General features: G+C 49.8%; 15 protein-coding genes. 1 reads left to right on the top strand and 14 read right to left on the bottom strand.

Annotated elements, in window-relative coordinates:
- The 12 genes from JRI89_14185 to JRI89_14240 all read right to left on the bottom strand — a co-directional run.
- Positions 1–784: hypothetical protein (locus tag JRI89_14185; GenBank protein ID MBW2072389.1), on the bottom strand; the 784-nt coding region annotated here is incomplete at its 3' end.
- A 569-nt stretch (positions 785–1353) separates the two neighbouring features.
- On the bottom strand, positions 1354–2037 hold the full coding sequence (locus tag JRI89_14190; GenBank protein MBW2072390.1) for a lytic transglycosylase domain-containing protein: 684 nt from the start codon (positions 2035–2037) through the stop codon (positions 1354–1356).
- On the bottom strand, positions 2027–2851 hold the full coding sequence (locus JRI89_14195) for a hypothetical protein (protein ID MBW2072391.1): 825 nt from the start codon (positions 2849–2851) through the stop codon (positions 2027–2029). Before JRI89_14195 ends, JRI89_14190 begins: the two co-directional genes overlap by 11 nt.
- Positions 2832–3371 (bottom strand): hypothetical protein, encoded by a 540-nt coding sequence (locus JRI89_14200; GenBank protein ID MBW2072392.1) that lies wholly within the window; start codon positions 3369–3371, stop codon positions 2832–2834. Before JRI89_14200 ends, JRI89_14195 begins: the two co-directional genes overlap by 20 nt.
- A gap of 27 nt (positions 3372–3398) precedes the next feature.
- Complete coding sequence (locus tag JRI89_14205) at positions 3399–3809, bottom strand: biopolymer transporter ExbD (protein MBW2072393.1); 411 nt, start codon at positions 3807–3809, stop codon at positions 3399–3401.
- Between the two features lie 2 nt (positions 3810–3811).
- A complete protein-coding gene (locus JRI89_14210) occupies positions 3812–4333 on the bottom strand; it encodes a MotA/TolQ/ExbB proton channel family protein (GenBank protein MBW2072394.1) in 522 nt (173 codons plus the stop codon).
- Complete coding sequence (locus tag JRI89_14215) at positions 4320–4697, bottom strand: hypothetical protein (GenBank protein MBW2072395.1); 378 nt, start codon at positions 4695–4697, stop codon at positions 4320–4322. The genes JRI89_14210 and JRI89_14215 overlap by 14 nt, the downstream gene beginning before the upstream one ends.
- A gap of 14 nt (positions 4698–4711) precedes the next feature.
- Entirely contained in the window at positions 4712–5653 is a 942-nt protein-coding gene (locus tag JRI89_14220) for a hypothetical protein (GenBank protein MBW2072396.1), read from the bottom strand.
- Positions 5650–6183 carry a hypothetical protein gene (locus tag JRI89_14225; GenBank protein ID MBW2072397.1) on the bottom strand — a complete coding sequence of 178 codons (534 nt, stop codon included), beginning with the start codon at positions 6181–6183 and terminating at the stop codon, positions 5650–5652. Before JRI89_14225 ends, JRI89_14220 begins: the two co-directional genes overlap by 4 nt.
- 673 nt (positions 6184–6856) lie before the next feature.
- A complete protein-coding gene (locus JRI89_14230; GenBank protein MBW2072398.1) occupies positions 6857–7282 on the bottom strand; it encodes a type II toxin-antitoxin system VapC family toxin in 426 nt (141 codons plus the stop codon).
- The gene (locus JRI89_14235; GenBank protein ID MBW2072399.1) at positions 7282–7524 is read right to left on the bottom strand and encodes a type II toxin-antitoxin system Phd/YefM family antitoxin; all 243 of its coding nucleotides are present in this window, start codon (positions 7522–7524) and stop codon (positions 7282–7284) included. Before JRI89_14235 ends, JRI89_14230 begins: the two co-directional genes overlap by 1 nt.
- Before the next feature lie 980 nt (positions 7525–8504).
- Positions 8505–8810 carry an HIT domain-containing protein gene (locus JRI89_14240; protein ID MBW2072400.1) on the bottom strand — a complete coding sequence of 102 codons (306 nt, stop codon included), beginning with the start codon at positions 8808–8810 and terminating at the stop codon, positions 8505–8507.
- Between the two features lie 391 nt (positions 8811–9201).
- Here JRI89_14240 and JRI89_14245 point away from each other — a divergent pair, with 391 nt between their 5' ends.
- Entirely contained in the window at positions 9202–9960 is a 759-nt protein-coding gene (locus JRI89_14245) for an autoinducer binding domain-containing protein (GenBank protein ID MBW2072401.1), read from the top strand.
- 135 nt (positions 9961–10095) lie between these two features.
- On the opposite strand, the gene JRI89_14250 is transcribed toward JRI89_14245, so the two are convergent.
- Both JRI89_14250 and JRI89_14255 read right to left on the bottom strand, forming a co-directional pair.
- Positions 10096–10671, bottom strand: coding sequence for a BON domain-containing protein (locus tag JRI89_14250; protein ID MBW2072402.1), 576 nt, complete (start codon positions 10669–10671; stop codon positions 10096–10098).
- 83 nt (positions 10672–10754) lie between these two features.
- Positions 10755–11186, bottom strand: a complete 432-nt coding sequence (locus tag JRI89_14255; GenBank protein MBW2072403.1) for a hypothetical protein — start codon at positions 11184–11186, stop codon at positions 10755–10757.
- Between the last annotated feature and the right edge of the window lie 1055 nt (positions 11187–12241).

Here is a 12241-nt window from a genome sequence, read left to right on the forward strand (position 1 = left end):
GCAGGAATTTCGCAGCATTACTCCTCACCGCCTTCCAGAAACTCTTCTTCTCATACCAGTCTATGGCATCCAGGGCATAGCTCTCGAGCAATTTCTTGAACACCCCGGCGAAAGTCGCGGACTTGCCGAAGCTGTCCAATCCCACCACCCTGCCATTTATATAAAAATCCCCTCCAACCTGCATCTCCACCAACCGAAAATGCTTCAGGTACTCTGAAAGAGACGATTGCTCCTTGTCGTAGATCTCAGTCATGGCCATGGTGGGCGATTCAGCCGCCATTCTGGCAGCCTTGTTGGCTATCTCGTGCCACAGGGCGCCCTGGTCCGCCTGGAAACCCCTGGAGGCACGTACTGAAACACTTACCTGCTCAGCCTTCATGGCCCGCAGATTACAGCACATAATCCTCTGGCGGCTGGAAAACCGGCGACTCTCATACTCCCATCTCCCCTGCTCCACACAGCTTACAGGGATCACCGTGGTGGAGTTCCCCCTGAGCAGCATGGTGGTGTTGACGATCCTGTTCTGCTTGGCTCCTACCAGTTCCTCGCCGTCGACAATCAGCACCATTCTGGGGGATTTATTCACCACCTTGAGTTCAGGCACCGAGCCTGACTCGTTTTTCTCCATCACCTCAAGCAGGTCTGCCGCCAGGGCCTCATCCAGAGTAATGTAGTCCAGAGCCGCAGCATAGCCCGACAGCAAAGGAAACACCGCCAGGTTGCGGTAAGACTGTTTGCGGCCAATCTTGGCCTCAGCCAAATAGGTTTGCAGAATTGTTTGCATAGTCACACCCCTTTCTTTTGGGCCTGCCTTTTACTGTTTACTGCCTACTCTTTTACCAGGGGGGTGTGACAGATAAGGTCAATCGGGAAGGAATTTCTCAGGCCAGTCCCAGTTTTTTAGCCACATCTTCAAAATCCGGCGTCTCCACATAGAGCTTCTCGAGCTCTGTACGCGCACGTCGCTGCTGGCCCAGGTCCTCGTAGACCAGGGCCCGTTCGTATCTGAGCGCCCGCAGCAGTTCCTCGCTTCTGTCCTTTTTCCGGCGCAGAGCGGTTGTCAGGGTCTCCCCGGGGGCGATCTTGATCCTTCTCCAGAAACGAAATGCCGTAGCTATACTCTTTTCTCTGTTGTCAGCAACAACATGCTGCCTGGCGATTGCCCTCAGCCTGCTTCTTGATCCTGAAGCAAGCCAACTTTTTCAGACTTTGTTCATCATAAATCAGCTAGCTGTCTTGATCCAATCGCCAATCCCCGTCTCCAGGCAACACCGCCAGATGAAACAGCACGAGGCAAGGTAACGGGCAACGAGGTTTGCTGTCACGCCGAAGGCCTTTTTTGATTTTTGCGGCCTACTTGTTATTAGCCAGACGTCTATTGACAAACACTCTGAGAACCTTGCGGGCAAAACGTCTGCTTTCAGCCGGAATCAGCAGCCCACGGCGAAGAATCTCTGGGCCACAATTATAGCTGATCAGCGCCTTCCACGGGTCTCTGAACTCTTTGAGCAGCGCCAGAATGTAGCGGATGCCGCCGTCAATGTTTTCTCCTGGGGACCAGGGGTTTTCCACCCCCAGTTCAGCTGCTGTTTCAGGCATCAGTTGCATCAGGCCCATGGCGCCAGCCCTCGAAAGAGCATGTGTGTCATAGTTGGACTCACACTTGATGATCGCATGAACAAAATCCGCATTGATCCCATAGAGCCTGGCTTTTGCTGAAATAATGGCACCCAGCCTCTGTCTGCCAACCCATCTGTGCGCCTCTGACAGGCGTTTTCGCAAATAGTGCTCGCAGACATTGAGTCGGCGACACAAGCTGTCGCGCTCATTCTTCAATTGAGCAAGAGTTGTCTGTTCTTCTAGAGTGAGCGGGCGGTGTGCAGTGAGCCTAACAAGCCTTGTTTCCAGAGCAAAGAGCCTGGTGATATAGGCCGCATGCAGTGCCTCGTTCACAGACGATTCTGCTGCTGCTGTGGAAGAAAATAAGCTGACAAACAGGGTTCCTGCCAACAGCAGAACTCTGTATTCAGGTTTCATAGCCACGCCTCTGCCGAAGATCGTCTAGATTGAAACGAATGCGCAATGGAATACGGTGCCGTGTCCTGTGAATACCCTTCACCACAACCAGCCACAGGCCATGGGAATCCCTCTCATATCTCGCCTGCAGGGAGATGAAATCCCTGACATCATAGCCTGCCTGTGTCAACGCCTTTTCCATACCCGCAATCAGAGCGGCATCAATCTGCAAAGGCAAGAGCAGAATCATCTGATAGTCGCTCTTGCCGAACATGACGTTGGCAAGTTCAATGTATTGCTCGGCAGCCAATTCTCTCGAAATAACACGCGACCTCGGACTTAGTCCATTCAGGTACCTGATCGGGCTCAGGAACAGTGTGTGAAAATCCACCTCCCCCACAAGTTTCTTTTTCCTGCGGTCACGTATAAAAAACCTGGCGCCCAAACTCTGCAATGACTTGACGTAGTTGGCAAAGCCCAGGTTGATTCGATAATTGGCGGTGATTGCCGGAAAGGAGTTCAGGTGCTCCCCTTTTTCACCAACGAGGGCCATGCCCCGTCGGATCAAGGAGCTGTCGAGACGATAGACTCTCGCAATGATCCTTGGCCTCCTTTTGCTGACAGCTGACTTTGTAATAGTATCCGGGCTTCTTTCCAGGGATACTTTGACCGTCAGTTCCTTTGCTGGCGGGTTGGCTCTGGATTCTTTTTCTAATGCCGGCGGCACCGGCACTGGCGCATCTGCAGGGTGACGCTGCTCGCCCCATAAAAACCCCAGAGATAGCCCCACACACCATGCCAGGACCAGAAGGAATCTATTCATTCGTCTGTTCATCAGCAACACCCGAGGCAATGATCTTCAGTGCTTCCATGTGACGGGCATAGATCTCCCTCAGGACTTCAATGGACATCGCATCCTCTGCTACTGCAGGGTTGCCTCTTGCCCCTGATGATGGCTTCTCGGTCAGTGATGTCAGGACATCTTCCATCTTCACTTCAGACTCTGGGGACTGCTGGCGCAGACTTTGTTGAATAGCCTCTACAGGGCTCTTGCCAGCTGTTCTTACTTCCACATCTTGTTGTTCACCTGTCTCTTTTTCTGGCATACTTGCTGGCTGTTGCGGCTGCATTGAGGCGGGCTGGAACACCTGCTCGGGCTCCGGCAATTCTTCTTCTTTTGCGAACATTATAGCACCCAGGAGCTCAGGGACTTTTTCTAGCTTGCAGACGACATTCTGCCAGACTCTAGATGCTTGTGTGCTTACCTTACTGGCCATTGTGGGATTGGTGACAAGATACACGCCGGCCAGAACCAGAATGACCATCAACCAGAATCGCAATGTCTTTTTTATCATGACATATCTCCTGAAACGAACGATGTTTCACCTCTTTTTGCTCTTATAGCTGAAGCTAACGTTTTCCACCCCCGAGTTCTGGCACAGAGCAATGACCTCCAGCACCAGACCGTGGGGAATGTTCTTGTCCACCCTCAAGATGACTTTGTCTGGGGAAAGGGCTTTCAACTTCTCCCGCAGTTCTGCGAATTTGCTCTTTTGCTCATTGATAAAGTAGGCCACATCATCTGCTCTGCGGCCTCGAGATTTCATGCTAATGGTCAAAGCTTCGGGGTGCGCCGCCTTCGCACTACCCTTTTCTGTTATGGCGGCAAGATCCATCTGCGGCAGAGTTTTCTCCGGCGATTCATTGAAGTAAGCTGCAAGCATCTGGTTGTAGAGCAAAAAAATCCCCATAAGCAGGCAAAAGACGTCAAAGAAGGGCGTGGGAAGTCTCATATCTACATCTCACTATCTCTGGGGCAGACGAATTGCAGCAAAAAGGCCGCCATGGCAAGTATCACCCCCCAGATAGAAGAGCATAGAGCCTGGGCAACCAGCCCACTCATTTGCTTGATTGCCACCTCCACCCCTTTGGACATGGTGAGGCTGTCCATAGCTCTAGATAGAGAAATCATAGTCCCGGTAACGCCGAGCATGGGGCCGAGTTCCTGCACCAGACGAAGTTGGTCCTGAGCGTTCGAGCGGAGCACCCTAAGATCCAGATGGTGGAGTAATATGAACACAGCCAATCCTGTAATATGCAGGCTCAAGGGAAACAGTCCGACAGAAACAATGCCAATTCTTTGATAGATGGTCTGCACCACTCCTGACAGCACCTCCCACGCCTCTGGTGCCAAGCCGCTTTCAAAGAAAATGCGATAAGAAATGAAACCGAGCAGCAAAGCCGCTATTGTCTGCAAGAGTCTCAGCCCCAAGTTTGCAAACCAATTGGAACCATTGGCGAGTCTACTTCGCGGCATGCCGTCCTCCTGAGAGTGGGGCTAACACGAAAAATTTCTTGCCGGCAAAGAAATCACCCGGATCGATCATGATTCCATTTTGCCTCAGAATAACGAGAAGCAAAGAAACAGGAATCTGCCGGGCATCGAACTCGGGATCACTGGCAAGAAGCCTCGCATCGGGACTGATAATGGAGAGTTTGATCTCTCTGTCCAGAAATCTCAGGATCTCTTCTTGTAACAGGGGCTCTGGAGCACCAGAGAGCCACATCTTTACCACCTGCACACTCGCTGCATCCCGCTCGGCCTGCCAGCTGCTGCTGAGATCCGGAAAATTTCCTGCCCAGGTTAGACCTGGCAATAACATGAAAATTGTAATAATCAAGAATTCCTTCCTCATTACCTTTTCCCCCTGTTCCACCTATACTCAGCCTTGCGGATGCGATCCAGAACCTGCTTGTTCTGGAACGAAGGAGTAGCGCTACCACCTGCACCTGCTACTTTTCCACTGCTGAAGGTCTCCATCCGTATCTGCCGACTGATATCCTGTCGTTTCTTGAGAGCACTCTTGATGGCTCGAGGCTTGTTGAAGAATCGACCGTTGCTGAGCGGCCCCTCCCCGAGGCGCTGTAAAACCAGACGCGCCATCACCAACTCAGAGTTTATCCGCAGCTCCCTTCGCTCCTGCTCCAATAGTCTGCCGATATTTACCAGCTGAAGGAAGGCGTTTTCCAGATCGGTCTGGACTTCCGCCAGCTGTTGACTGGAATTCTGGGCCCGGGAAACCGCGGGTGTAAGCGTAATGTAGCTGCTTACCAGAAGCGCCTTCAGGCCGGCAATTTTCTCTTTGACTGCCCTGGTCGCCCCTTCCTTGAGTCCATCGAGGATGCAAATTGCGTGGGTCATAAAATTGCCCATCTTTTGCCGATATCGGTTGAAAGCAGCCACATCACCGAAAACACCAGCACCGCTGGCAACCTCCTCTTTGAGCCGTTCAATCTTTGGTATCAGACCCTGCAGTGTACCCAGGTAGACTTGCACTTCCTTGCTCTCCTGGGCATTAAGCTTGGCCATTGTGACCTGCAGGTTTGCAGCAAGAAGCTGCCGCCTGCTGGAGATGGTTTCCATCTTGAACTTCTGGAAATCCCTGTCTAAAGCCTGCAGCAATGATTTTCGGCTCTTTGAAAGAACTTCACCCTGCTTCTCCATGGCGGTCATCTCGTTGTCAATGGCATTCATGATTTCTCGAATGACCTCGCCTGACCGTTCAATAGAGCGAGCAGGCTCTGGCAAGAATGTGAGCGAAAACACCAGGCATAGTGTTAATAGAAACCCTTTCATGGCATCCTCCTGGGAACCTCAAAAAGTGTTCTTACCGTTAGAGGCACAGATGGGTTGAGGCTGACCACTCTTCCTTTGAGCTTGTCTGATATGGCCAGCAACACAGAGAAGTGATCGGAGAGGTCGGCCCGTTGGAAGCGGTCAAGCTCGTCGCGGATATTGGCGATTGCCCTGTGGAATTGCTCCTCTTCGCCAGCTTTGAGCCAGCACATGGCAGCCGCACCCAGGCAGGAAAGCCTGAAACTGCTGGCAGGGGCACCTTTTTCCTGCAGATCTGCAGCCTCATGAAAGAAAGTTGCAGCCTCAGCGAATTTCCGCTTCTTCTCAAGCTTCAGGGCAAAGATCGTCAGAGACCTTGCACTCGTTTCATTTCCCACCACAAAGTCATCTACTTCAGTTAGATCACTGGGAAAGGAAATTTCAACGTATGCCCTGCTTTCGATATGCTCAGTGGAGCGGTTTTTTGTTGGCACCGAGGCACAGGCGGCAAGTGAAAAGATTAAAACGCCAAACAGAAGTTTATATGTCATGTCGCGCCTCCTCACCTGTGGTTCTTTTACCATATGGTCAAAGCTGGACTCCGACATATTTGTCCACCGAGATCTTCGTTCAGAGCCTCGCCACGGGTCATATAATTGAAATCTACCGGACTCTCTGAGAATAAAGACAAAGGGGCCAGGTTGCGGCAGAACCGTCTCGGATCTGTCTTGGTCTGATTCATGTATGTCTGTATGACGGTTTGCACGGCAGCCACACCCTTTCACACTGTTTTGCATCCACCATATCAGCAGGGTGTGACAGATGAGGTCAAAAGGTGGGATATTTTTTGCGGCAGGAATGACGGGAAATTGAAGAAAATTTTAAATAGCAGGATGACCCACTGGACAACTGGAACCCAGAGCCAGCAGCTACCTGTGGCGGAGAGTGCAGGTCAGGAGCAGGATGCGCGACAGCGGTAAAGAATTCGTGACTGGAGACTTCAACCAGCGTTCACTATCGCCAAAATAGACTCACAAATACTTCAAGTTCCTGCTGTCGCCACTACCCTCACCTTGCTTGCAGCACCGCCTTTTCTCATATCAAAAACATGGTCTCAGGGCGAACCTGAGACCACTCCCAAAAGTTTATCTTAAAATATCAGATAATTGCCCTGGTCAGCACAGCAATCCACCTCGGCAGCTCAGCAAGAAGAATTTTATAATCTTATGCCCGTGCCCCTCTCTCCAAGATTTCAACCCCACAACGTTTTGCGACTCTAGCCAGCTGATCGTCTCGAGTCGCCAGGGGTAAGCCCTCTCGCATCGCTAGTTCAAGATAGGCAGCATCATAAGACGAAAGTTTGTGCTCTCGTGCCAGCAAGTGGATGGACCCCGTAGCCCTCTCAGCCGTGCTAACATCGATGGCTACTGGCAGCGACTGCAGCAGTTCGACGAGGCGCATAGCCTGAGCTTTATTGATCCGTTTTCTTCTCTCTGCCACCAGCAAAACATTGACTACTTCCAATGGCCATATTGAAGGAACCAGAGCCTCCGTCTTTGAGAGCTGGTCGAGAACCACATCCGAATAATAGTCTGATTCATCGGCAAAGCACCATGACATTGTCACCGAACAGTCCAGCACAAATCTCATCAATATCTCCGCCCTTCCTCAATCATTTCCTTGATTGACAATCCTTTCAAAGTGAGATTCTGCCTCAGAGACCTGAGCTCACTTATGACCGCATTTATGTCCGCCTTCTTGCTCGCCGGAACAGGAACCAGCTCTGCCACGGGTATACCGTGCTTTGTGATGGTAATGCGTTCTCCCCTTGAGACCCTCTCGAGAAGCCTGGGTAGATGGGTCTTGGCTTCATAAGCGCCAACTGTACTCATGACAGCTCTCCATTTAGACTAGTTTTAAACTAGTCTAAAATACAACCACTGGCCGGTCAACCAGAAAATGAGAAGTGCTGAATTACGGGTGGAGCCGCCAAGCACCCTCCCAGCAAAAAGAGAAAGTTATGCAATGCACCTTGAATGTCCGCCATAGTCACGCCGTGGTGTGACAAGGACGGGATGCCCTGCATCTAGAATTACAACAATCCGCAAGAACAACACCGCCTCCAGCTTTCGAGTTCCAGCGAAATGAGTAAATCCCTGAAAATATGCCAATATATTACGGATTTCCGCCACCCCTTGATATCTTGCAACCTCTCAAAACAACGGCAAACCATAGCATCAGAAGACGAATTTGTGTCCCCTCCTCTAACGAAACTGAAATCTAACATTGACGAGGTATTGATGAGTCAGGTTGACTGATGGCAATGGACCGGGCTGACGATTTGGACTGCAATGCGCACCATCTTCTTAAACTGCCATTTTGACCGCCAAAAATACGATTATCGGGCCATATTTGACCATGTTTTTCTGAGTTTACTCTTCTATATCAAATAGTTATCCTGGTCCGAGCATCGGTCCTGATCATGGCCAGCCTTACCAGAATATCTCCTCCAGAGGGCACACACAATATGTGTGATCTGGATGAACCACCCACCAGTAACCGTCCACCTCAACATGGATGACCCTATGCAGGTAAGGCACAATCTGAGGCAGTTCTTTGCGAAGATATTCAGTAAGTATTAACATGACTGCTGACCTACTGCTTTCATCTCTGTTTACCCAGCTTGCTGGAGTTTCCTCTGCCAGCTCAGAGCTCACTGTAGGACAACGACATATGACGTCAAAGGGAAGAAACTTTTTTGAGATGCTGACTGGTCGCGCCTGGTGGCTTCTGGATGACTCACTACCTGTCTAATCAGCATTTCGATAATCAGCCCTGGCAGCACTGATCATCCGTACGCCGCACCTGCTTTCTAGGATATCATTGGCTCTCCGCGGAATGACATGCAGATGCAAATGTGTAATTGTTGCCCAGCATCGCTGCCCACGCTTATGCCTGTATTGAAGCCGATAACCAGGTTGTCCCTGGTTTTCAGGAGGGCATAGCCTTCCTGGATCGCCGCCCGCAGCAGCTGCCATTCGGTCTTGTTCAGATCGAGGGACGAGGTAATATGCCGCTTGGAGATCATGAGCAGATGGCCCGACTTGTTGGGAAACCTGTCCTCGAGCAGGTAAAAGTGTTCTCTTTCCAGCAGCACATCATATTTATCTGAGCACACTTCACAGAACACCCAACCCCTTTGTTCCCAGTCTTAGCTTTCTCCTCCATTGTCTCCCTCCCCTCTCTCGAGCCTTCCTCTTGAACCGCCAGTTCCGGCAGCAAAAACATCATTCCAGGCCAAAATCAGCCGGCTCCTGGAGTGTTTATCCTGGAACAGCAGCTGGTTGACCTGATCCGACCACTGATTGAACTTAGCGAAGCCTGAGGCCAATTATTTTATACTTGGTTGAGTTGTCTTTGTAACCTGACAAAAATGATAGGTAGGAGGAGTTCTTTTTCTTGACTGCCTGACCCGGCTGGCCTAATATTTTTATATTAGATCTGACTGTCTTGTCCGGTACCGATCAAAGCAAACCTCTTTTCTTTCGCGAGTTCACGGGATACCAGTCATGAATTTGTATCAGCACCTGTCTAAACGGGATGCTATTCGGCTGCTGGAGATTCTGCAGCATGGGCTGGAGTGCCGCAGTGAGGAGGATTTCAGGCGTTTGATTTTGGACCTGCGCGAGTTGCTGGGGTTTGAGTGCGCCGTGGGAGGATACCAGAACATCCGGGAGATTCTTGCTAATGAGGAGATATGTGAGCAGAAGATGGTGAATGTTGGTTATCCGGTTGATTTTCTGGACTGGTATTACACCAACGAATATCATCTGGCCGACGCGGTGTTGCTTGAGTTTCTGAGGACTTTTGAAGTTCAGAACTGGGCCGACGTGACAAAACGCTGTCTGGGTGGGAAAAAGGACAGGGTGACGCTACGCGCTGAGGAGTTTGGCCTGAAAGACGGGTTTGCCTATGGGGTGCAGGATTTTAATCGGGTGGGCGCCACCTGTTTTTTCTTCGCTGGCGACCGGGTAGAGAACGATGAACGCAGCCGAACGATTATCAAATACGCAGTGCCGCACCTGTCAGAAGCACTTAAACGGTTGTTACGGGAAAAGACCAGGGCCAAACTTACTTTGACTCAAAGGGAGCTGGAAGTCCTGAAATGGTTGAAAGACGGCAAGTCTTCCTGGGATATATCCCGGATTTTGGGCAGAAGCGAGAGTGTGATTAATTTTCATGTCAGAAACATTGTGCGCAAGCTGGACGCCATGAATCGGACGCACGCAGTGGCCATTGCGGTGGAGCATGGGTTGGTTGAGTGGTAAAGTGGTGGTTGTGGTTTTCTTCGTGCCCTCCTTTGCCAGAGAGGACTCAGCAGACCGAATGAGAACTCGCCCGCAGATATGATATGGTAGCCACCACTAGAAAAACCAGAATTTGTTGCCTCTAGATTATGCTCTCTAGTGGTTCTTGACCTTTATGTTGTCAACAATCCTTACCACTCCGGAGGTGCTCCGAGCAATCTCAATAGCCCGTTTTCTCTGCTTAGTGGAATCTACGATTCCTGTCAGGATGACAACGCCATTGTAAACGTCAACATCAATGTTCAGTGCCCTGATTCCAGGCTCGGCAATGAGTTTGGCCTTGATCCTGCTCCCTGTAACCGTGTCATCTACGGATTGCCCCAGTGTTCTTTCGCCTATCTGCAGATTACTGGTAACTTTTCTTACGCCAGGTACACTCCTGGCAATTTCAACCGCTCTCCTGGACTCCACCTTTGTCTCAACCACGCCTGCAAGCAAAACTTTTCCCTCAAGGGTATCTACGTCTATTTGAAAAGCTTTGGTCACAGGATCCTTTAACAGTTCGTTTTTCACTTTGGTGGTAATCGCAAGATCATCCCACATCCCGTCTGCATTTCGTTCGTCTGTGGCAACCTTGTACCCACCGGCGGCACCAGCTCCAACAAGTGCTACGGCGCACCCGGCTGTCATTAAAGTCAAAAAAAGCCCGCATAAAACAAGACAATGCTTCATAGGCTTCTTGCTCCAGGGTCTTTGGACAGGCAAGTGCGGACTTGCTGCCTTGCTGATGTACTTTCGAAAAAGAATCTCTCCAACTATGACCATCTTCCCTTTTTCTTTTTCATCTTTACCCGGCCAGGAGGATACTTCTTCAGATGCTCTTTAAATCTGGTATACGGTTTATCCGTATCCATTTCGATACTCACATAATCCCCTAGCTGCACACGCAAGCTTGCCGGAAGTGATGCCGACTTCTTCCAACCATCCCCGGCCAGGTAAAAGTAGCACCTTCTGGAAATATCGAAGTAGACATAGCAGGAGGGATAGTAGCGATAGCAATGTTTGGCACGGTAACCGTAAGCAGGGGCATGTGAAGGTGGGCCGCCCTTTGACTTGGCAACCACCACGGGGCTTGGCTCCTCTCCTATCTGAACGCCCGCATTTTTGATATGGCATGCACCGAGAGACAGGAGAAAAAGTACCGAGACGGCAAGAACCAGGATTCTGCTCATGCTATTAAGGTTCATCTTGATACTCCTCATTGCATCCGATGGTAGTGAGGCATTGCTCATTGTGCTTCATCAAAGCTGGTAGCAAAGCTCATGCCCGATTTTCGGAGGCAGAGAAGATTGCGATTCTTGGAGCAAAAAAAATTAGTAGAGACCAGTTGCTGCAGCAGTTAATTTCGAGTGGCAATACGTAGCCCCCGCATTGCCTCTCTATTAGAAAGCTTCATTTTGAGCTCAAGTTGGCGGACAGGGAAAATGCGGTGCTCTCTAAAAATCGGATCCGGCCCCGCTAAATCACCCTCAAACATATGTAAAACACAAATGGTTCGTGGGGCTAGAATCCACGATCTTTGAGCTACGGGTATCAGAATATGGATCCTGCAGGAAAATCAGTCCATATCGCTTCTAGTCGGGCCAAACCAGGTAGATGAAATCAAATAAAATTATGTCGAAAAGCGGGGCGATACAGGATCAATAATGACTTTTCTGGGAGCAAAAAGAGCAATATTGGGAAGTCTGACATATATTTCTTTCCGTGTTTATTCTAGCTTATAGAACAAGCATAGAACTTCTACCTCAAGATGTCCTCATAATGATCAGGCTTGCTGTCTCCAGCCGCAAAAGCTGACCATACAACAGCATTGCCTATGATCTGGACATGATTCCATCCATGGTTCACATGAAGCATTTATTTTAGAATATCAGATAGTTGTCGAGTTCAGACCAGCAGTCCACCTTGGCAACTCAACAAGAAGAATTTTATAATTTTATGCCCGTGCCTATCTATCTCACTTATTATCTTGAAATTACAGAGATTATTTTTTCCTCATTTCTTACTTGACAGGAGATTATAGGATTGTCCCCATCTATCCATTTAAACTAAAGGATGAAAACTCCTGTATATTTTGAGATAATTGGGAAAATCGAAGATGTCCCTAATCCACCGTCAAAAAAAGTAGCCCTAATCCACCGTCAAAAAAAGTAGGAAACCTCGTTGTGCTTGATAAAACAAGCAGATAGAATGCGTTTGAAGCAAGGAACCTATCATCAACGAGGTGAGATATATCATGGCA

This window comes from Deltaproteobacteria bacterium, from assembly GCA_019309045.1.
In the GTDB taxonomy this organism is placed as follows: domain Bacteria; phylum Desulfobacterota; class Syntrophobacteria; order BM002; family BM002; genus JAFDGZ01.

Coding starts and splice junctions, on each gene's coding strand:
- JRI89_14190 (MBW2072390.1), bottom strand. CDS start 2,037: ATGAAACCTGAATACAGAGTTCTGCTGTTGGCAGGAACCCTGTTTGTC.
- JRI89_14195 (MBW2072391.1), bottom strand. CDS start 2,851: ATGAACAGACGAATGAATAGATTCCTTCTGGTCCTGGCATGGTGTGTG.
- JRI89_14200 (MBW2072392.1), bottom strand. CDS start 3,371: ATGATAAAAAAGACATTGCGATTCTGGTTGATGGTCATTCTGGTTCTG.
- JRI89_14205 (MBW2072393.1), bottom strand. CDS start 3,809: ATGAGACTTCCCACGCCCTTCTTTGACGTCTTTTGCCTGCTTATGGGG.
- JRI89_14210 (MBW2072394.1), bottom strand. CDS start 4,333: ATGCCGCGAAGTAGACTCGCCAATGGTTCCAATTGGTTTGCAAACTTG.
- JRI89_14220 (MBW2072396.1), bottom strand. CDS start 5,653: ATGAAAGGGTTTCTATTAACACTATGCCTGGTGTTTTCGCTCACATTC.
- JRI89_14225 (MBW2072397.1), bottom strand. CDS start 6,183: ATGACATATAAACTTCTGTTTGGCGTTTTAATCTTTTCACTTGCCGCC.
- JRI89_14230 (MBW2072398.1), bottom strand. CDS start 7,282: ATGAGATTTGTGCTGGACTGTTCGGTGACAATGTCATGGTGCTTTGCC.
- JRI89_14235 (MBW2072399.1), bottom strand. CDS start 7,524: ATGAGTACAGTTGGCGCTTATGAAGCCAAGACCCATCTACCCAGGCTT.
- JRI89_14245 (MBW2072401.1), top strand. CDS start 9,202: ATGAATTTGTATCAGCACCTGTCTAAACGGGATGCTATTCGGCTGCTG.
- JRI89_14250 (MBW2072402.1), bottom strand. CDS start 10,671: ATGAAGCATTGTCTTGTTTTATGCGGGCTTTTTTTGACTTTAATGACA.
- JRI89_14255 (MBW2072403.1), bottom strand. CDS start 11,186: ATGAACCTTAATAGCATGAGCAGAATCCTGGTTCTTGCCGTCTCGGTA.